Genomic DNA, 19,255 nt, shown 5'->3' with positions numbered 1-19,255 from the left:
GGGGCAGTCCCCGGACCGATCACGAGCATTAAGCAGGCTTGCCACGCGCGGCGATGCCCGGACTTCTGTCAAGGCGGGATCACGGGGTGTCGATGCGCTGCTGCCACCATAGGGTCAGGGCGATGACCACAGCAGTGAGGCCTGCCACGAGCAGCGCGACGATCGCGACCACGTCGATGCTGTCGGCGGTGACGAGGTAGCTCACACCGTTCGCGGCGAACACCCTGGCCGCGAGATAGCCCAGCGGCAGTGCGACGAACATGGGCAGCATGGTCGCCAGCCCGTACACCCAGTCCGCTTCTTCGCTTCGCAGTCCGGCGCGCAGCAGGTGTGATCGCTCGCTCACGACGACCAGGACGCGGTCGCCGATCTCGCGGATCAGGCCGATCGCCAAGAGGCCGGTGGCGGCGATCATCCCTCCGGCAAGCCAGTCGTAGGTTGCGGTGCCGAAATCGTCGTGGCCCACGAGTTTCCACGCGTTGACCGCCGGCAGGCCGGAGAACAGGGTGATGGCGTCAGCTTCCGTCCACGTTGTCGGAACGCTGAGAAGCAGCTCGGAAATGGGCTGGGCTGGATCACCGTCTCGGTTCCCGTGGGAACCGAACTCCACGAGGTATGGCAGATCGGACACGATCGCGTCGCTGGCCGTGCACGCCACGGCTTGCTCGTCCAGGCCGAAGAACTGCTGTGCCGCATGACAGTCCGGGAGGGTGACTTCGGCCAAGGGCGCGGGCCCGTTGACCAGGTCCTCGGGCTCGGGGGGCGGCAGCGGCGTGACGGCCAGGGTTTCCGCGCTTGCCTCTGTCGCCCGTTCGGTGACCGTCTCGATGTCGCTGTCGCGGGAGTCGACCCAGCTGACGGACCACACTGCTCGGTCCACACTTGGTAGCACTGGTACCGGAGGATTGGTGGTTAGTGCTGCGATCATCGCTGTGGTGGCTCCGGCCAGGTATACCAGGACGGCGGCCATCACGGCCGGGCGGGCCAGGGTCGACCGGCGGGTCACGACCAGGCGGCTGGCTAGCCATGCCGTTGGTCTCCGTACCAGTTTCCCTACGGCGCCCATACCCCCGAGCAGTGCTGGTATGGCCATGGGCAGCGTGATAGTCGCTCCGACACCCGCGCAGATCAGCACTGCGACGCCGACGTCGTAGAACGAGTCGTACCCCAGGATCTGCGGTGCCCAGCCAGCGACGGTCATCAAGCCCACGCACAGTGTGAACGGGAGCACCCACAGGATCGACGTACCGATGCGTGGCTGGCTCCGCTCACGCTTGACCCACAAGGCGGCAAGCATTCCGTTGAGCAGGATCAGCACCACCGCCGCGGCGATGACGTATACAGGCAGCTCGAACGACTGCGGTAGCAGGGTTGCGCGGATTCCGGGCAATGACGTTCGGGGAGCCACGGCTACTGCCCAAGCCACGACGCCGAGCACGGCACCGATCGCTGCCAAGGACAACGTCTCCAGGGCTAGCAAGCTGGCGATGCTGCGGCGGGCAATGCCTAGTCGCCACAGTATGCCTGCCCGCTCGGTGCGAATCTGTGACTCCGCCCGGGCCGCACTTGTCATGAGCAGTAGTGCAGGCAATATCAGCAGCCAGACGGCTCCGAGCATCGCAGCGCCGGCCGACGGCACATCGAGCGTGGTCTCGACCGGATACTGGGACCCTGGTCCACCGAATCCGGAGCTGAACGTCGCACTCTCGCCCAGGGAGCGCCCTTCGGCTACGCGTGCGTAGATGAAGCCTTCTGAGCGGGAGGCCAACCCGGCGTCGCCGATCGCGCCGTCGTGACCGGTGCCCGCGTCACTTGCGTCGAACCCGAAATCCGGTGAGGTGTAGCCGAGCGCGATGAGGCCGGGCGAGAGGACAGCCTCCCCGGGCCTAGGCAACGAGGACAGTCCTGGAGGAACCACGGCTGGATCGTCCTCGAACCCGGGGCTTCACCCCGTTTGGTGGACACGCTGATACTGGATCGTGGATCCAGAGGAAGCGAGTTTGATCCGCATGGCTATGAAGAACTATCCGGAGGAGTTCAAGGCCGATGCTGTGGCCTTGTACGAGTCCACACCCGGGGCGACGATCAAGGGGATCGCCCGGGACTTGGGCGTCTCGCGAGAGACGTTGCGGTTATGGGTGCGCCGCGCGGCTGAGCAGCGCGGGCAGGCCGCCGTGACGGCCGGTCCGGCAGCGGGCACGACGCCCGGCGAGCCGGCGGTGCGTTCCGGTGGCCGGGTCGGGCAGCTGGAGGCACGGGTCGCCGAGCTCGAGGCAGCCAACGCTCGCCTGGAGGCTGACAAGCGCAAGCTCGCCACCGAGCGGGAGATCCTGCGCAAGGCCGCGAAGTATTTCGCGGGAGAGACGACCTGGTGAGCCGCTTCCAGTTCGTCGCCGAGCACCATCCCACCTACTCGGTGAAGCGGCTGTGCCAGGTTCTTGAGATCAACCGGTCGAGCTACTACAAGTGGCGCGACGGTGCCGCTGGTCGTGCCGCCCGGGCCAGGGCTGATGCCGGGCTGGCGGCACGGATCCGGGCCCTGCTGAAGGAGGATCCGGCTCTTGGCTCGCCGCGGGTCACGACCGAGCTGCGTAAGACCGACCCGGTCGGGCCGCCGGTGAACCACAAACGGGTCGCTCGTGTGATGCGCGAGCACGGCATCGCGGGGATCCGGCTGCGCCGACGGGTACGGACCACGGTCCCGGACCCGTCCGGGCAGAAGGTGGCCGACCTGATCAAGCGGGACTTCACCGCTCCGGCACCCAACCGCCGGTATGTCGGCGACATCACCTACCTGCCGATCGGTGGCGGGCAGTTCTTGTATCTGGCGACGGTGATCGACCTGTACTCGCGCCGTCTCGTGGGCTGGTCGCTGGCCGATCACATGCGCACCGAGCTGGTCACCGACGCCCTGCAGGCCGCCGTAGCCGAGCGGGGTTCGCTGGCCGGAGCAATCTTTCACAGCGACCACGGAGCCCAGTACGGATCGAAGGACTACGCGCAGCTGTGCGGCCGGCTGCAGGTGACTCAGTCCATGGGCGCGGTCGGCACCAGCGCCGACAACGCCCTGGCCGAGTCGTTCAACGCCACGCTGAAACGCGAGACCCTGGCCGGCGCACCCGCGTTCGACGATGCCCGCGCCTGCCGCCTCGCAGTGTTCCGCTGGATCACGCGCTACAACCTGCGCCGACCGCATTCCCGGCTCGGGAACCAGAGCCCCATCGACTACGAACACGAAACCGACCCGGCTACGCTACGGCTGGCCGCCTGACCACACGAAGACGTGTCCACTTCTCGGGGCGAAGGCCCCCCGGGCTCCGGATCGAGCCAGACCACGGGAAACTGGTTCAGGTCAGGCTGGACCGGCCCGGTGACGTCGACCGCCATCTTGCCCTCGGTCGTTGCCTCGGCGACGACGGGGTGCCGCGCGTTGGTGTGCTCGGTGACTTGCACGCCGAGGTGGATGATGCAGATTCCGGTCAGCGCAGCGCATGTGGCAAGCATGGCACCTGCCACGACGCTGATCTGGCGCCACCGCTGACGACGATCCGTGGACAGAGCCAGACGGCGGGCAACTGTCCAGACCGCTCTGTTCACTGCGCCATCGCCATCCGCAGCTCAACAACACGGTCGCAGCGATCTGCCACGCGCTGATCGTGGGTGGCGATCACGGCCCCGATACCGCGCTCATGCACCATGCCGGTCATCAGTTCGGCGAGCCGGACCGCGTTCGCTCCGTCGAGGCTCGCGGTCGGCTCGTCCGCGACCAGCAAACTCATCGACTCTCGCACCAGAGCGCGTGCTAACGAGACCCGCTGCGCCTCACCGCCTGACAGGTTTTCCACGCCGCGCGCGGCCAGGTGCTCGATCCCCACGGCCGCCAGCGACCGGCGCGCGTCCGACAGCGCCTTGTCACGGCCGACGCCTTCGAACAGCAGTGTGATCGCCACATTCTCCTGGACACTGATCTCGGTCAGCAGATCCGGCGTCTGGTAAGCCGTACCAATGAGCTCACGCCGCAGATCGGCGCGCTTTGCGGCCGAAACACCTGTCATCGCCGACCCGGCCACTTCGATACTGCCAGCGGACGGAATGGTCAGTCCGACCAAGCACTTCAACAGACTGGTCTTGCCCGAACCGCTCGGGCCCATGAGCGCAACCGACTCCCCAGGATCAACCTGGAGCGCGAAATCCCGGAGAAGAACGTGGTCAGCAAACTTGACAACCACCTCGTCTACACTCAATGGAATTCGCATGCAGTTCTCCTCATAATTCCTTCGACCAGGTCTCGTGCCAGCAGGCATCGGTAGCGGCCGATCGATTTTGGTTCGACCGGAGGGGCGCGGTCAACGCTTTGCCAGTACGCCACTAACATATCGTCTCCTGAACTTGCTGAGAGTTCATCAGGGGAACTCACGCACTGCAGGGGACCGCAGTTGTCGAACACTTGGTCGCGGCAGCCGCGGAACCTTACCTGCTCCCGGACGTAGCTGAGCCCATTGCAGATACCACCAACATTGTCCCTGATGACCGACCTCTGGTTCGAGGAATTCCAGCTCTGGTTCTCGAACGCGGCTCCGTCGTCCCGCGTGTCGCACGAGTACATGCTCTGGGTGCTCTAGTTGTAGGCGTAGCCACCTGTGGTTGAGCTCGTTAGTGCCTGAGCCACCGTCGTCGTTGCTGAGACGCTGAAGACAGCGACGATAAGCAAACCGAGGAATTTCCTCATGGGACCCCGCTTTTGAGTCACATGAAATCTACAGCCAGACATTTCGGGAATCAACCGACTTGACGATCTTCAAGGACGCTCAGGAATCCGCTCCCAGGAATTCTTCACCCGGCTTGTTTCCTGATTTTCCTTGACTACGTCGAGACGGAGAGGGCGGAATCGAGAAAGAACTCCACGTGCCGCTGGGCGAGCTCACGCGCCGTGGCTCGATCCTCGGCACTGGCTGCTGCGTGCAGGTGCAGGAACCGGACAGCGAACAACGATGTGAACAGCTCCCACACCAGCGTCGAGGCCGGGACACCGTCCCGAAACTCTCCCCGCTGACGCCAGGACTCGAAGACCGGCTCCAGGCGCTGACGAGCAGCGGCTGCTGCAGCGGCAAGTCCATTCATTCCTGCGCCCGGTATTCCCTCTCGCAGCAGCATGCTCGTCAGCGCGCGGGAGGCGGGCTTCTCCCACAGCCGCAGTAGCCGGTCGACGATCTCGGGCACCGCTTCGCTGGGCGAATCTCCCGCCAGCTCGTCCGGGTCGAGATCCAACGCACCGAGGAAGACCGGGCCCATCTGGCTGAACAACTCGTCGTAGATAGCCTGCTTGCTGGGAAAGTGCGCATACAGGCCGGCTTCACTGAGCCCCGCTTCACGCGCGATCTGGCGAACCGACGTGCCAGCGAATCCATGCGAGGCGAACAGGTCAAGTGCCGCTTTCAGCAGCAGTTCGCGGGTGTCCTGGGCTTCGCTGGCCCGAGGCCGGCCCCGTCGACGAGTTCCGTCGCTCATCGCGCGGTCCCGCCGGATCGCTGTGCCCGGCCGACGCGGCTGATGACTCCGACCAGGGTCGTGTCCACGAACCGGTCCGGTAGCAACCCCGCGAGCCGCACCCGGGCTCTGGCGTCCCGGCCCACCACGTAGCGTGTGCGCGGCCGGGAAACGGTGAGTGCGCGAAGGACGACTGCGGCCACCGCATCGGGGCTCATACCGTGCTGTGCGCTGCGTTCGACGATGCCGTGCCGAACGCCCGCGAGCAGGTCGCCGTACACGTCGTCCGGCCCCGTCGGATCGAGCCTCAGCGATGCCTTGCCCCAGATCGGAGTAGCAATGGCTCCAGGTTCCACCAGAACCACGTGCACTCCCTGACCACGAACCTCGCGGCGCAGTGCGTCACTAGCACCTTCCAACGCGAACTTCGTCGCCGCGTAGGGCCCGAAGACCGGGCCGGCCACTCTTCCAGCCATCGAACCGATGTTGACCACACGGCCGCCAGCACGGCGCAGATGCGGCAGAAGCGCCTGGATCATCGCCATCTGCCCGACGACGTTGACCTCCAGCAGCTGGCGGAACTCCTCGAGACTTACCCGTTCCCAAGGCCCCAACAACGTCGCACCGGCATTGTTGACCAACCCATGAACACCGGCGCCGTCCTGCTCCGTCGCCATGCGCGCCGCGACCGCTGCGACCTGATCGGCGTCGGTGACATCCAGCCGGACCGGTACGACATCGCCGCGCACGTCGGCCACCAACCGATGCGCATCCTGATCTCGACGCACGCCCGCGAACACCCGGTACCCGGCAGCGGCGAGGCGCAACACAGTCGTCCTACCGATCCCGCTGGAGGCTCCCGTGACTACTACCGCGCGCCCTGCAGGCCTCCTCTCCACATCAGAATTAAACAATCGATCGCTTATTTTTTCAAGACCGGATGCACGACGGAGACCTGTTCGCCTACCGGTGCCGCTCACCTCGGTCCACACCCCGTTCGAGCAGATCGCGACGACCGCGCTCGAGATGCTCCTCGCCGACACGAGCCCGAGCACGCCTTTGCGACGCGCACTACCGACCCTCATCCCGCGCGCGTCCACGACTCGCGCCTGAGGACCATCCGACGCACGCCGAACGCGCCGAGGAGACGTGACCCATGGGTATCGCTCTGGCGCTGGCCTCGGCACTGAGCTACGGGATATCCGATGTGCTCGGCGGGCTGGCATCACGGCGCATCGGCGCACGGCCACCCTGGTTGACGTGGACAGGGATTCTGATCGCGCTGCCCGTCCGCGCTCCGCACCGAGCCCTCCGCCAGCCAGTCAGCCGTCCGGAAGGTGCGGCCCTGGATCAGTCGCCGTCGTCGGGGACCCACCGCAGCACATCTCCAGGCTGGCAACCGAGAGCCTCGCAGATCGCGTTGAGCGTCGAGAACCGGACCGCCTTCGCACGGCCGTTCTTCAGCACCGACACGTTGGCCGGGCTCAGGCCGATCGCATCGGCGAAGTCGCCGACCGACATCTTCCGTTTCGCCAGGAGTACATCGATCTCGACGACGATCGCCATCAGAGCACGCCGTCCAGCTCGGTCTGCGCGTCCGTCGCTCGTTCGATGAGCCGATGTGTCACGAACACGACACCGAGCAGCGCGACCCCGACCAGAGATCCCATGCCGCTCGCCATCCACAGCCCCAGCTCCCCCATGTCCTCGTCGGGCATCGGGATGCCCACGAACGTCAGGTACAGGAAGAAGCCGCCGGTGAGCAGCGTCGCGGCGCCGATCGCCGCGCCGATCGCGATCACCCAGCGCTGCGTGCCCGGCCGGAAGAAGATGCCCGCCTGGGCGCGGAACACGAGGGCCCAGAGGGCCGCGAGCGACACCTGCGCGCAGGCGATGAACGAGATCCCGGCGGCCAGGAGCGGGACACGGTAGGGCTCGTAGGCCGGAAAGTGCCTCACCTCGTCGGCCGCGATCCCGGGCAGGATCACCATCTGGGCGAACAGGCCGAGGGCGATCCCGCCGACGATCAGGAGCGTGAGCATGGTGAAGACGATGCGATTCATACAGCGATTGTCGATGAGAATCGCTCGATAATCAATAGATTATCGCCAACCCGAACTCCGGCGGTCGCACCGACTCACTCCTCGATGGCCCCACCGATGGCGCGGAGGTGCTGACGGAAGGTCGTGCCGTCCCGCTCGCGCGCGGCGAGGTAGTCGGTGAACCTGGTCTGCTCGCGCAAGCTGGTGCCGAGGTGCATGTGTATCGCCTGCCGGCGTTCGGTGTCGCGGATCGTGGCCGCGAGCTCCGCGATGTCGGCCGCGCGGTCGAGGGGGAGGAACAGCACGCCGTCGTCATCGCCGAGCACGAAGTCGTCGCCGGTGACCGTATGGTCGCCGAATCGCGCGGCGGTGAGGGCGTCTGCGTGCTGGGGATCGAGGCGCTGCGGGCCGGCCGGGACCGTGCCCTGGCTGAACACGGGCAGGCGGATGGTGCGCAGCTCGCGCGAGTCGCGGTGCAGGCCCCAGATCACGATCCCGCCGAGCCCGGCACGCTGGATCTCGAGGGTAATCAGGTCTCCGACGCAGGCCTCGTCGTCCCGACCTTCGTTGTCGACCACGAGGACGTCGCCCGGCTCGCCGCGTTCGATGGCTTCGAGGAACACGTCGACGCTGCCGACATGTCGCGCCGGCCGAGCGCGGCCGACGATGTGCGTGTCGTCCCAGAGAGGACGGACGTCCGGAGGCGCCTGGCGGACGGCGATGCCCAGGCGCACCATCGCGTCGGCGACATGCGGTGTCGTGAGGTCCACGTAGGCGCCTTGCAGGTCGAGCGCGTCCATCAGTCTCCTCGGGGTAGGGGCGCCGAGCAGGCTCCTGACGCTCTCCGACGCAACCATAGCGGCGGGCGGGACCACGCGGTCCGACCTGGCACCCGACCTGGCAAGATCCAGCCGTGGACTACTACGAGCAGTTTCGGCGCGCGGCGATCAAGCAGGGTGTTCCCGAGGACGAGGCAGAGAGGTTCGCTGGACTCCTCCGGTTCACGGTCTGCGCGAACCGGCGCCACGACGGCCACGTCCTGCCGTATCCGCAGGGCCTGCCGCCGGGGCAGACCGCCGACGTCGTGGTCGGCCGGACCGGTGGGTTGCCCCGGCTCCCCGTGGGTATGCCATGGCCGACGACCGACCCGGGGGTCCCGCTGCCGTTCGTCGCGTCCTTCGACTGTGCCGCACTTCCGCGGGTCGACGGTCTGCCGCTGCCGCTGGATGGCTCGCTGCTCGTCTTCCTGCATCACGAAGATGCCTACGACACCGACCGGCGCAGCGAGGAGCAGCAGTTCGCGCGCCTCGTCCACGTTCCGGCCGGCACGGAGACCGTGGTAGCGACCCTCGCGGACTACCCCCGGAACCACTTCACCACGGAGCGGGAGTTCATCGGCCCGGAGCACGACCTCTTCGCCACCGTCCACGCCGACCTCCCCGCCTGGCTGGCGGACGAGGACGACGAGGACGCGGAGGAGCTGACCTCCTTCCAGGAGCAGCTCGCGCGCGACCTGCCACACCGCCGGGAGCTCCGCGCTCTGGTCGACCAACTGTGGCCGAACGGGAACTTCGCCGCCTTCCAGTTCGGCGGCTACTCGTGGAACACGGGTGAGCTTTCCCGGGACGGCATGTACGACGTCCCCGAGCTGACGATCGCGGAGGAGAACGTCTCGGCCCGGCAGAAGTCCGGCGCCACGGTCATCGATCCGGACCAGGAGGACTTCCTGGTGGAGGAGGAGCAGCAGCGCGTCCAGCGGGAGTGGATCCCGCTCGTCCAGCTCGATCCTGGTTCCCCGGTCTACTTCGCCCGCTTCCTGATCCGTGTCGAGGACCTCACCGCGGGCAGGTTCGACCGGGCCGTCTCCTGGACCGAGTTCACCGAATGACGTCGGCGGGCCGGTGGTGCTCCAGCAGGAGCCGGGTTCTCGCCGGGTAAGGTCCGGCGTTGCGCCGCCCCGTGGGCTACTCCGACGGCACGTCGCTCCGCAGCCGCTCCGCCAGCCCGCTGGCCCGGCGTGCCCGGCGCTCCACCGCCGCCCGCACCGCCTCCGGCGTACCGACCACCCGCACCCTCCGCCGGGCCCGCGTCACCGCGGTGTAGAGCAGCTCGCGCGTGAGCAGCGGCGAGCCCTCGTCCGGCAGCAGCACCGTCACGGTCTCGGCCTGGCTGCCCTGGCTCTTGTGCACGGTCATGGCGTGCAGCGTCTCGACGTCGCCCAGGCGGGAGACCGCGAACGACGCGCCGTCGCTGAGGTGGGCGCGCAGGGCGTCGCCCTCGGCGACCACCACGCCGGTGTCGCCGTTGAACAGTCCCAGGCCGTAGTCGTTCGCCGTGATCAGCACCGGTCGGCCCGCGTACCACTCCGTGCCGACCGCGGCGCCGAGGTAGACGCCGGAGGCCGCACCGAGCCGCCGTTCGATCTGCCGGTTCCAGTGTGCCGCGCCCCACGGGCCCTCCCGGTGGGCGCACAGCAACCGGTGCCGCTCGGCCAGGGCGAGCGCTTCGGCGGCCTGGCCCGCCAGCGCCAGGCCACGTACGTCGAGCGCGTGCCGGGTCAGCTCGTCCTGCAGGTCGGCGAGCCCGGCCGCGTCGTCCGGATGCACGAGCTCGACGGCGCCGTCGCCCGCTTCCAGCTCCGCGAGCACCGCCGCCGGGTCGCCGTCCTGGATCGCGGCGGCCAGCCGCGTGATCGCCGCGCTCTCCGACCGGTGGTCGGTGACCAGGGCTGCCACGACGCCGTCGGCGCGCTGCCCGAGCCCGGCCACGAGGTCGGCGAGCACGGCCCCCGCCTCGACGGACGCAAGCTGGTCGGGGTCGCCCACGAGCACGAGCCGCGCGTCGGGACGCACCGCCTCCAGCAGCCGGGCCATGAGCGTGAGCGAGACCATGGACGTCTCGTCGACCACCACGACGTCGTGCGGCAGACGGCCCTCGCGGTCGTGCCGGAACCGGGTGCTCGAACCGGGCCGCCGGCCGAGCAGCCGGTGCAGCGTGCCCGCCTGGAGCCCGGCGAGCCGGCGCCGGTCGTCGTCCGTGAACTCCGGCCGCCCGGTCTCGGGGCGAGCAGCGAGCGCCTCGGCCACGGCCTCCTGCAGGCGTGCGGCCGCCTTGCCCGTGGGAGCGGCGAGCGCGATGCGCAGGCGGCGTCCGCCGGCGTGCTCGGCCTGCTCCGCCAGCAGCGCGAGGAGGCCGGCCACCGTCGTCGTCTTGCCGCGGCCGGGACCGCCGGTGAGCACCGTGGTCAGGCGACGCACGGTGGACAGTGCCGCCCTGCGCTGCTCGGCATACGCGTCGCCGGGGAACAGACGCGCCGCGCCGTCCTCGAGGAGGGCGTCGTCGACCGGCGGGGCGGGCGCCGCCAGCCGCGCGACGAGGTCGTCGCGCACCAGCCGCTCCTCGCGCCAGTACCGGTCGAGGTAGAGCAGGCCGAGGTCGGCCCGCACCACCGACCGCTCCGCGAGCGCGCTGGCCGCCACCCGGTCGAGCCAGCCGTCGGCGGCCGGCCAGGGCAGCGGCGTCTCGTCCGGCCCGCGCTCCGTCCCGGCCACGCCCGAGGTCCCGCTGTCATCGAACGCGCCGAGGTCCACGCACACCGACCCCTGCCGCACGGCGCGCACCGCGAGCGCCACGGCGAGCCGCACGCTCTCGTCGTCCTCGCCGACGATGTCGGCGGTGCGGCGTGCGACGTGCACGTCGGCGGCGGTGAGCACACCGGCGTGGTTGAAGGTGCGCAGCAGCCCGGTCGCGCCGAGCGCGAGCCGCGCGTCGCGGGGGTCGTCGCTGGTCCAGCGCTCGATCGCCGTCGTCATGCGGCCTTCTCCCCCGCGGCGCCCGCGAGCAGGTCGGACAGCGCGTCCAGGAGCGCCGCCGGCGGCTGCCACGAGAACACGCCCGCGGGGCTGCCGCCCGCGTCGGGGGTGTCCGGTCCGGCCATGCCGCGGACGAAGAGGTAGAGCACCCCGCCCAGGTGGGTGTCGGGATCGTAGCCGGGCAGCCGCCAGCGCAGGTAGCGGTGCAGCACCACGCCGTACAGCAGGGCCTGCAGCGGGTAGTGGGAGTGCAGCATGGCCTCGGCCATCCGGTCCCGCGAGTAGTCGGCGACGGCGGGGCCGAGGAAGTTGGTCTTGTAGTCGACGACGACGAACCGACCGGTCGGCAGCCGGAGCACGACGTCGACCGACCCGGTGAGGTAGCCGCGCAGCGTCTGGTCACCGAGGGCGGGCTGCTCGAGCCGGTCGGCGTAGGCGGCGAGCGGGTCGTCGGCGGGCAGGTGGGCACGCAGGAGCGGGGCGAGGTCCCGCAGTCTCGCCTCGGCCCGCTCAGGACCACCGAGGTCCCCACCGTTCAGCGGCAGCTCGAACGTCAGCTCGCGGAGCCGGTCCGGGAGGCCGATCTCGCCCAGCGTCAGGCCACCGGCCAACGGGCCGAGCGGGGTGCGGTGCAGCGGCAGGAGCCCGTCGGCGAGCGCCTCGGGGTCGGCCTGCACCGGCCACCAGCGCAGCTGCTCGGTGACGTGCTCCAGCAGCTCCGCGCGCAGGTCGGGCGCGAAGGGGTCGGCGTCCTCCAGCACCGCGTGCACCAGGGACCCGAAGGCGGCGCCCATGGGCAGGTCCGCCATCGGCGACGCCGCGGCGTCGCCGGGCGCGGCCGGCTCTGCGACGTCGGCCTCGGGTGCGGCCGGCTCGTCGTCCTTGCCGACGGCCTCGGGTTCGCTGCTCACTCCGCTGCCGACCCCGCTGCCCGCCCCTGTTCCGGCGACGTCGTCGGCGGCCGCTACGAGGCCGCTGTAGGAGGTGCGCCGCCAGCCGGTGTCGACGGCGCGGTCGAAGCCACGTGCCTCGAACGGTGCGTGCCGGTCCGCCGGTACGGGCGCGGACGCCTCGGCGGGCACGGCGAGCTCGGCCGCGGGGCCACCCAGCTCCTCGAGCAGCCGCAGCACGCGGGTGGCGTAGGCGTCGTCCTTCACCGGCTGCGTACCGGGCACGTCCCGCGTGCCGGGGGTGCGGCCGAACACGAGGCGGTGCAGCCCGCTGGTCGGGGTGCTCGACGTCGGCGCCCACCACGCCACGACCTGTGACTGCGCACGGGTCAGAGCCACGTAGAGCTTGCGGAGCTCCTCGCCGTCCTCCTCCGCGCGGTGCGCGGCGCAGTGGGCGTCCCAGTGCGCGCCGGAGCCGGAGACGTCGATCGTCCGTGCGCCGCGCTCGTCGTGGTAGAGCGCGATCTCGACCGGGCGTGCGTAGTTGTCGTAGCCGAACGGCAGGTAGACCACCGGGTACTGCAGCCCTTTGCTGCCGTGCACGGTGACGATCTGCACGGCCGCGGCGTCGGAGTCCAGGCGGCGCGGCCGCTCGGCAGTACCCGTCCGGCGCCGCTCGTCGCGGAACCAGGCCAGGAGGGCGGTCAGGCCGAGCGACTCGGTGACGCTCACCTCGTGCAGCAGCTGGCCCAGGTGGCGGACGTCGGTCAGCAGCCGCTCGCCCTCGGCCTCGGCCAGCACCCGGCCGCTCAACCCGTGCTCCTCGGCGGCCTCCAGCAGCGCGGCCACGCCCCGGTGCCGGAGCAGGAGCGCCCAGCCGCGCAGGGTGTCGGCGTCGCGAGTGGTCAGGTCCTCGCCGCCCGTGTCGAGGTCGGCGGCCGTGCGGCCGAGGAAGGGGGTGAGGGCCGCGGCGCGCACCAGGCCCGAGCGGTGCGGGGACTCCAGCGCCTCCAGCAGCGTCAGCCACTGGTCGGCCGCGGGGGTCTCAAACACGTCGCCGCCGGGCAGCACGGCCGTGACCCCGCGGGCGGCGAGCGCGTCCTGCACGAGCCGGCCGTGCACCCGCGCCGAGACGAGCACGGCGACGTCGCCCGGCACCAGGCGCCGCCCGTCCCACGTCGCGCCCGAGGCGAGCAGGCCCGCGACGTCACCGGCGAGGTCCGTCGCGACGTGCCGCCGCGCGGCGCCGACCTGGATCGCGCTGCCCCTGACCTGGGGCAGCCCCTCGCGCAGCACCTGCCGCAGCCGGAACGGCGCCGGGTGCGGCGCCCCGGACAGCCGGCCGGCCCCGCCCTCGGCCGTCACCGGGTGCACCACGATCTCCTCGTGGCCGAGCGCCGCGTCGCCCAGCAGCACGCCCAGCGTGTCGACCAGCGGCGCGTCGGAGCGCCAGTTGCTGCCCAGCGTCGCGCGGGTGGCGGCGTGCCGCGCGGCGTCGAGGTAGGCGACGACGTCGCCACCACGGAAGGCGTAGATGGCCTGCTTGGGGTCGCCGACCAGCACCATGGCCCCGGCCTGCGCAGCACCGAAGGCCCGTTCCAGCACCTGCCACTGCACGGGGTCGGTGTCCTGGAACTCGTCGACCAGCACGACCTTCCAGCGTTCGCGCATCCGGGCACCGACGGCGGCGCCGCCGTCGGCCGACGCCGGGTCGAGGGCGTCGGCGAGCCGCCCGAGCAGGTCGTCGTAGGACAGGACGCCGAGCCGACGCTTGCGCCGCTCCATCTCGGCGCGCACCGCGCGGGCGAACGAGACGCGTGCCGAGCCGACGGCGTCGTCCGGGTCGGCGTCGGCGAGCGTGGCGCGCGGGTCCTCGACGGCGGCGGTGGCGACCCGGAGGGCACAGGCCCGGTCGAACGGCGGCGGCTCGGGGGCGCTGCCGTACCGGTGCAGGTAGAGGTCGTCGACCACCTCGACGGTGAGCTCGGTCAGGGACTCGACCAGCTCGGCGCCGGGCTCGGTGTCCCCGGCGACACCGAGCGAGCGCAGCACGAGCTGGCAGAACTGGTGGATCGTCGCGATCGTGGCGTGGTCGAACGCGGCCAGGGCGTCGGCGAGCCGCCGGTGCCGTGCGGCCCGCTCGGCCTCGTCGACGTCGAGCAGCGCGGCCAGGACGGCGTCCACCGGGCCGGTGTCGCGGCCGGCGAGGGCAGCGGCGAACGTGCGCTCGGCCCGCAGCAGGGCGCCACGCACCCGGTCGCGCAGCTCCTGGGTCGCGGCGCGGCCGAAGGTCACCACCAGCATCTGGTCGAGCGGTACGACGCCCTCGGCGACGTACCGGGTCACGAGCGCGCCGATCGCGAAGGTCTTGCCGGTCCCCGCGCTCGCCTCCAGCAGCGCGGTGCCCTGCGGGAGCGGCCCGGTCAGGTCGAAGACGTCCATCAGTCGCTGAACCTCTCGTTCTCCAGCAGCGGGCTCCAGACACGCATCGCCAGCGCACCGAAGCGGGTGGTCTCCCCCGGGTGCCCCTCGCCGGGGGGCGGCTCGTCACCGGTCCCCGGCAGCGGCGCGCCCGGGCCGTGGACGCGCACGTGCTCGGGATCCGCGCACTCGCCGTCGAAGCGGCCGCCGGGCCCCATCTGCCCGGTCCAGGTCCGTCCGGCCCGGAACCGCGCGTCGACCGGGTCGGCGCTGCTCCGGCGCGCCTCGGCGTAGACCACCGACGCCTTGACCGGCAGGGGCAGCGGCTCGGCGAGCCCCCGGTCCCGCAGCGCGACCAGGTCCCGCAGCAGGTCGACGGCGGTGTGGTCCAGCGGCCCCAGCCGGGACCCCTGCCATGTCTTGCGCGACCGCGGGTTGGTCGGCCGGCCGAGCGTGTAGCCGACCCAGGGGCGGTCGTCGTCGGACGCCGCGAGCGCCAGCAGCCGGATCCACGTCTGCAGGCGCTGCCTGCCGCCGAGCCGGCCGTACGACACCGCCACCAGGCGGTCGCCGTGCACGCCGGGCACCGAACCGCGCAGGCTGCGCCCGTCGCCGAGGTCGACGCCGATGTCGACGACTCGTGCGGGGCTCGCGCGCAGTCCGGCGGCGGCGTCGGCGAGCGGGCCCACCTCCTCGGCGATGCCGACCAGGGGGCGCCAGCCCAGGCGTCCGGGCGGCAGCCGGCCGCGACGCCACTCCTTCTGCACCGCGTCGGGGAGCGCGACGCCGGACAGCACGTCCCGCAGGACCCGCTCCCCCACGGCCCAGCGGCCCAGCCCGTCGAGCTCGACGGGCAGCCCGTCGTCGAGCGGTTCCTCGTCCCAGGCGCGGCCGACGTCGAGGCGCTGGAGAAGGAACCCACGCGCGGGCGAGCGGTAGAACGCGAGCAGGTCGTCCAGCGCGACGACGCCGTCGTCCGCCGGCGCCGGCGGTGCCAGCGGCGCGGCCAGGAACGGGCCCGCCGGGGTGCGCGGTCCGGCCGCTGCGCGGGCTCCGGCCAGGGCCGCGTGGTCGAACGTGAAGGCCGAGCCGGGCACGAGGGCCCCGGACTCGACGTTGCGCCGGTCGAAGGGCTGCAGCGGGTGCCGGACGGTGGCGGCCTGGGACACCGGGCGCCCGTCGGGCGTGTGCGCCGTCTCGTCCAGGGCGTCGAGCAGCTCGCCGAGCGGCACCGCGGGTGGCCGTTCCTGGCCCGAGTACTCGTCGGCGCCGCTGTAGGTGACCACGAGGGTCTCGGTCGCGGCGAGGATCGCGTCGAGGAACAGCTGCCGGTCCTCGCTCCGCGGGTCGCGTTCGCCGGTCCTCGGCTCGCGGGCCAGCACGTCGTCGCCGTCGGTGATGCCGACGCGCGGGAACACGCCGTCGTCGAGACCCAGCAGGGCGATGACGCGGTGCGGCACCGACCGCATCGGCACGAGCGTGGCCACCGTCAGCGTGCCGGTGCGGAAGTTCGACCGGGTGGGACGGCCCGCCACCCGGTCGGCGAGCAGCGCACGGACGTCCGGCAGCCGCAGGGGCACCGCCGGGTCGGGTGCGTCGGCCCGCACGCGGGCGAGCTCGCGCCGCACCTGCGCGAGCTGCCACGCGTCGGTGGTCGGCACGGTGGTGAGCGCCGCGACGCCGTCCCCGAGCGCGCTCAGCCAGTGCTCGAGCGGATGCCCGCCGACGAGCGCGTCGGTGACGTCCCGGAGCCGCTCCACGAGCTCGGTCAGCCGGCCGACCAGCTCGACCTGCCCGCTGCCGACGTCGTCCAGCGGCAGGGTGCGCTCGAGCCAGGTGCCCGTGTCGTCCGACATCGCGACCCCCGCGAGCAGCCGGTCCACGCCCTCCTGCCAGGTGCCGGACCCGTAGCCGGCCAGGCCGAAGTCGGCACGGTGCTCGGCGTCGAACCCCCACCGCACACCGGTCTCGCGCGCCCACCGGGCGAGCTGTTCCAGGTCGTCGTCACGGAACCCGAAGCGGCGGCGCACGGGCTCGGCGTGGGCGAGATCCACGACGTCGCCGACGCCCGCCCGGCCACCGGCCAGGTCCAGGAGGCGCATCACGACGGCGAGCAGCGGGTTGGTCCGGTCGAGCGCGCGGTCGGCGAGCCGCACCCGCAGGCCGTGCGCGGGGTGGCCGTGCGGCCCGACGACGTCGGCCAGGCCGAAGGCGGCGGTGACCAGCGGTGCGTAGGTCTCGATGTCGGGGCACATGACGAGCACGTCACGCGGCTCCAGCGTCGGGTCGTCGGCGAGCAGGCCGAGCAGCACGTCACGCAGCACCTCGACCTGCCGGGCCGGGCCGTGGCAGGCGTGCACTTGGAGCGAACGGTCGGCGGGGTCGAGCACGCGCGTGCCGGCGTCGCCGACGGCATCGGCACGCAGGTCGTGCTGCAGCATCCCCAGCAGGGTCGACGGCGGTTCGGGCGCGCCGCCGTCGCCCGCGACCTCGGCGGGCTCGTCGCGCAGCTCGATCGCGGACAGGGTGCGCTGCAGCTCGCGGGTGTCGCGGCCGAGCGTGGCCAGGAGCCGGTGCCCGACGCGCTCGTGGGAGCGGTCCGCGGCCCGGTCGACGGGCCCGCCGAGATCCCCGCCGAGATCTTTGAGCGCCGACCACAGCGGTGCCGAGGGATGCGGCAGCCACAGGTGCACGTCGCGGTGCGCCCCGAGCGCGCCGACGAGCTCGACCTCGCTCGCGGTCAGGCGCGTGTGGCCGAACAGGGACAGGCGCGCGGGCAGGTCGAAGGCGCCGGGTTCGGCGCGCAGCCGGTCGACGACGGCGGCGTGCCGTACGTGCGGCGGTTCGCCGTCGACCCGCTCGGCCAGGGCGCGCCAGAGGGGCGGCTGCCACGCGAGGTCGGCGGGGACCGCCCGCCCGCAGCCGTCGGTGTCGCGGCCCGCGGCCCAGTCGGCGACGAGCGCCGGGCGCTGGGTGGCGTAGCCCGCCAGGAGCCGTGCGAGCCGGCGGGCGACGGAGAGCCGGCGACCGCGCCGCAGCTCACCCTCCTCTCCCGGGATTCCGTGCCCGAGGTGCTGGGCGAGCAGCGCGGCCCACGGTTCGTCGAGGCTCGCGTCGATCACCGCCAGCAGCGGCCAGGTCAGCGCGTCCGGCGCCCACGGGTCGTCGTCGCGGGTGCCCGTGACCTCGGCGAACAGCGAGCCCGGCGAGCGCAGGTCCACGCCTGCGCACACGCCGTCGTCCCGCCCGTGGGCGGCTCCGAGGTGGTGGCTGAGGCGCTGCGCGAGCCAGCGTTCGACGCCGCGGGCGGGCACCACGACCACCTCGGTCGCGAACGGGTCCGCCAGGGGCGTGCTGAACAGGTCCCCCAGTGCCCGCGCGAGCAGGTCCGTACGCGGAGCCCGATGAAGGACGACTGCCATCGCGCCAACGTATCGCGCACGGCTGTCCGGCGTGCGCCGGGGGATCACTCCGTGTGGTCGTAGACCTCCTGGGCGGCCGTCACGTCGCCCAGGTGCGCGATCGACCATTCCTGGAGCGCCCGCAGCGGCTCGCGGAGGGTGCGCCCCGCCTCGGTGAGCCCGTACTCGACGCGCACCGGGACCTCGGGGTACACGGTGCGGCGAACGAGCCCGTCCCGTTCGAGCCCGCGGAGAGTCTGGGTGAGCATCTTCTGCGAGATGCCCTCGATGCGCCGACCCAGCTCCGAGAAGCGGGCGCTGCCGTCCCAGAGGGCCACCACGATGAGCACCGTCCATCGGTCGCCGATGCGATCCAGGACATGGCGGGTCGGGCAGTCCGCGCGGTAGGGGCTACCCGACAACACCGGTTCCGCTTGGTCAGTTACCACGAGGTGCCTACTTCCTTTTGGAGAGTTGCTCTCCTACGGTAATCGCAGGCGTCGACCGGCGCCACGATCTCCACAGAAGGGCACTCCCGTGTCGCACATCACCGTGATCGGCGGTACCGGCTATGCCGGTTCCGCCATCGTCGCCGAGGCCGCTGCTCGCGGCCACCAGGTCACCGCGCTGAGCCGCTCACGTCCGGACGCGCCGGTCCCGGGCGTGACCTATCTCCAGGGCGACGCCACCGACGAGGCAACACTGTCGGAGGTCATCGAGGGCGCGGACGTCGTGGCCGGCGCCTACGCCGCACGCGGCCCGCACTCGAGCAGCTTCCGCGAGGCCTACCGCGCCATCGCGCGGACAGCCGATGCCGCGGGCGTACCCCTGTTCATCGTCGGCGGCCACTCGTCGCTGCGCCCGGCGCCAGGGGCGGACCGCTTCGTCACCGACCTCAGCAACATCCCCGCAGAGCTCCACGACGAGATCCGCGCCGGTTCGGCGCTGGTCATCGAGGACCTCCCGGCCACCCCCGAGACGCTCGACTGGGTCTATGTGAGCCCGGCCCTCCGGTTCGGCGCACAGATGCCCGGCGAGCGGCTCGGCCACTACCGGCTCGGTGACGACGTCGCGGTCCAACCCGAGGACGGTGGCGCGATCTCCGCCGCCGACTACGCCCTCGGGTTCGTCGACCTGATCGAGAAGGGCGAGCACCACAGGGCGGAGGTCAACCTCGGCCACTGAGCGGACGGCCCTGGCCA

General features: G+C 71.5%; 14 protein-coding genes. 3 read left to right on the top strand and 11 right to left on the bottom strand.

Annotated features, from left to right (window positions below; all coding sequences use genetic code 11):
* Window positions 1–79: 79 nt before the first annotated feature.
* Window positions 80–1,918: a hypothetical protein gene (locus ACFSL2_RS26625; protein WP_377200738.1), complete on the bottom strand. Its 1,839-nt coding sequence runs from the start codon at window positions 1,916–1,918 to the stop codon at window positions 80–82.
* A gap of 91 nt (window positions 1,919–2,009) precedes the next feature.
* Here ACFSL2_RS26625 and ACFSL2_RS26620 point away from each other — a divergent pair.
* Window positions 2,010–3,271, top strand: a protein-coding gene (locus ACFSL2_RS26620; protein WP_377183469.1) for an IS3 family transposase whose coding sequence is annotated in 2 segments (ribosomal slippage) — window positions 2,010–2,355 and window positions 2,355–3,271 — 1,263 coding nt in all. Because the reading frame shifts where the segments join, the coding sequence is not laid out codon by codon here.
* 322 nt (window positions 3,272–3,593) lie between these two features.
* Here ACFSL2_RS26620 and ACFSL2_RS26615 read toward each other — a convergent pair.
* From ACFSL2_RS26615 to ACFSL2_RS26590, 6 genes are all read right to left on the bottom strand, one after another.
* A complete protein-coding gene (locus ACFSL2_RS26615; RefSeq protein WP_377200737.1) occupies window positions 3,594–4,256 on the bottom strand; it encodes an ABC transporter ATP-binding protein in 663 nt (220 codons plus the stop codon).
* A 607-nt stretch (window positions 4,257–4,863) separates the two neighbouring features.
* On the bottom strand, window positions 4,864–5,508 hold the full coding sequence (locus tag ACFSL2_RS26610; RefSeq protein WP_377200736.1) for a TetR/AcrR family transcriptional regulator: 645 nt from the start codon (window positions 5,506–5,508) through the stop codon (window positions 4,864–4,866).
* Complete coding sequence (locus ACFSL2_RS26605; protein ID WP_377200897.1) at window positions 5,505–6,572, bottom strand: SDR family NAD(P)-dependent oxidoreductase; 1,068 nt, start codon at window positions 6,570–6,572, stop codon at window positions 5,505–5,507. The genes ACFSL2_RS26610 and ACFSL2_RS26605 overlap by 4 nt, the downstream gene beginning before the upstream one ends.
* 265 nt (window positions 6,573–6,837) lie before the next feature.
* Window positions 6,838–7,053, bottom strand: a complete 216-nt coding sequence (locus ACFSL2_RS26600) for a helix-turn-helix domain-containing protein (RefSeq protein ID WP_377200735.1) — start codon at window positions 7,051–7,053, stop codon at window positions 6,838–6,840.
* Complete coding sequence (locus tag ACFSL2_RS26595; RefSeq protein ID WP_377200734.1) at window positions 7,053–7,550, bottom strand: DUF2975 domain-containing protein; 498 nt, start codon at window positions 7,548–7,550, stop codon at window positions 7,053–7,055. Before ACFSL2_RS26595 ends, ACFSL2_RS26600 begins: the two co-directional genes overlap by 1 nt.
* Window positions 7,551–7,624: 74 nt before the next feature.
* Window positions 7,625–8,329: an RraA family protein gene (locus ACFSL2_RS26590; protein ID WP_377200733.1), complete on the bottom strand. Its 705-nt coding sequence runs from the start codon at window positions 8,327–8,329 to the stop codon at window positions 7,625–7,627.
* Between the two features lie 113 nt (window positions 8,330–8,442).
* Between ACFSL2_RS26590 and ACFSL2_RS26585 the strand changes: the two genes are divergently transcribed.
* Window positions 8,443–9,417, top strand: a complete 975-nt coding sequence (locus ACFSL2_RS26585) for a DUF1963 domain-containing protein (protein WP_377200732.1) — start codon at window positions 8,443–8,445, stop codon at window positions 9,415–9,417.
* A 76-nt stretch (window positions 9,418–9,493) separates the two neighbouring features.
* Here the strand turns inward: ACFSL2_RS26585 and recD are convergent, their stop codons facing one another.
* Genes recD through ACFSL2_RS26565 form a run of 4 tightly spaced genes read right to left on the bottom strand, consistent with a single transcriptional unit; the run spans window position 9,494 to window position 18,502 of the window.
* The gene (gene recD / locus ACFSL2_RS26580; protein WP_377200731.1) at window positions 9,494–11,341 is read right to left on the bottom strand and encodes an exodeoxyribonuclease V subunit alpha; all 1,848 of its coding nucleotides are present in this window, start codon (window positions 11,339–11,341) and stop codon (window positions 9,494–9,496) included.
* A complete protein-coding gene (locus tag ACFSL2_RS26575) occupies window positions 11,338–14,673 on the bottom strand; it encodes a UvrD-helicase domain-containing protein (RefSeq protein WP_377200730.1) in 3,336 nt (1,111 codons plus the stop codon). The genes recD and ACFSL2_RS26575 overlap by 4 nt, the downstream gene beginning before the upstream one ends.
* The gene (gene recC, locus ACFSL2_RS26570; RefSeq protein WP_377200729.1) at window positions 14,673–18,074 is read right to left on the bottom strand and encodes an exodeoxyribonuclease V subunit gamma; all 3,402 of its coding nucleotides are present in this window, start codon (window positions 18,072–18,074) and stop codon (window positions 14,673–14,675) included. Before recC ends, ACFSL2_RS26575 begins: the two co-directional genes overlap by 1 nt.
* 44 nt (window positions 18,075–18,118) lie before the next feature.
* Complete coding sequence (locus ACFSL2_RS26565) at window positions 18,119–18,502, bottom strand: winged helix-turn-helix transcriptional regulator (protein WP_377200728.1); 384 nt, start codon at window positions 18,500–18,502, stop codon at window positions 18,119–18,121.
* A gap of 88 nt (window positions 18,503–18,590) precedes the next feature.
* Between ACFSL2_RS26565 and ACFSL2_RS26560 the strand changes: the two genes are divergently transcribed.
* Complete coding sequence (locus ACFSL2_RS26560) at window positions 18,591–19,238, top strand: NAD(P)-dependent oxidoreductase (protein WP_377200727.1); 648 nt, start codon at window positions 18,591–18,593, stop codon at window positions 19,236–19,238.
* Window positions 19,239–19,255: the final 17 nt, after the last annotated feature.

The organism is Promicromonospora aerolata (genome assembly GCF_042682255.1).
In the GTDB taxonomy this organism is placed as follows: Bacteria; Actinomycetota; Actinomycetes; order Actinomycetales; family Cellulomonadaceae; genus Promicromonospora; species Promicromonospora aerolata.
This window is presented reverse-complemented; position numbering and strand designations above follow the sequence as displayed.

Bases quoted from the DNA above. Each gene is read 5' to 3' on its own strand.
- ACFSL2_RS26615 (WP_377200737.1), bottom strand. From the start codon at position 4,256: ATGCGAATTCCATTGAGTGTAGACGAGGTGGTTGTCAAGTTTGCTGAC.
- ACFSL2_RS26610 (WP_377200736.1), bottom strand. From the start codon at position 5,508: ATGAGCGACGGAACTCGTCGACGGGGCCGGCCTCGGGCCAGCGAAGCC.
- ACFSL2_RS26605 (WP_377200897.1), bottom strand. From the start codon at position 6,572: ATGAGGGTCGGTAGTGCGCGTCGCAAAGGCGTGCTCGGGCTCGTGTCG.
- ACFSL2_RS26600 (WP_377200735.1), bottom strand. From the start codon at position 7,053: ATGGCGATCGTCGTCGAGATCGATGTACTCCTGGCGAAACGGAAGATG.
- ACFSL2_RS26595 (WP_377200734.1), bottom strand. From the start codon at position 7,550: ATGAATCGCATCGTCTTCACCATGCTCACGCTCCTGATCGTCGGCGGG.
- ACFSL2_RS26590 (WP_377200733.1), bottom strand. From the start codon at position 8,329: ATGGACGCGCTCGACCTGCAAGGCGCCTACGTGGACCTCACGACACCG.
- recD (WP_377200731.1), bottom strand. From the start codon at position 11,341: ATGACGACGGCGATCGAGCGCTGGACCAGCGACGACCCCCGCGACGCG.
- ACFSL2_RS26575 (WP_377200730.1), bottom strand. From the start codon at position 14,673: ATGGACGTCTTCGACCTGACCGGGCCGCTCCCGCAGGGCACCGCGCTG.
- recC (WP_377200729.1), bottom strand. From the start codon at position 18,074: ATGGCAGTCGTCCTTCATCGGGCTCCGCGTACGGACCTGCTCGCGCGG.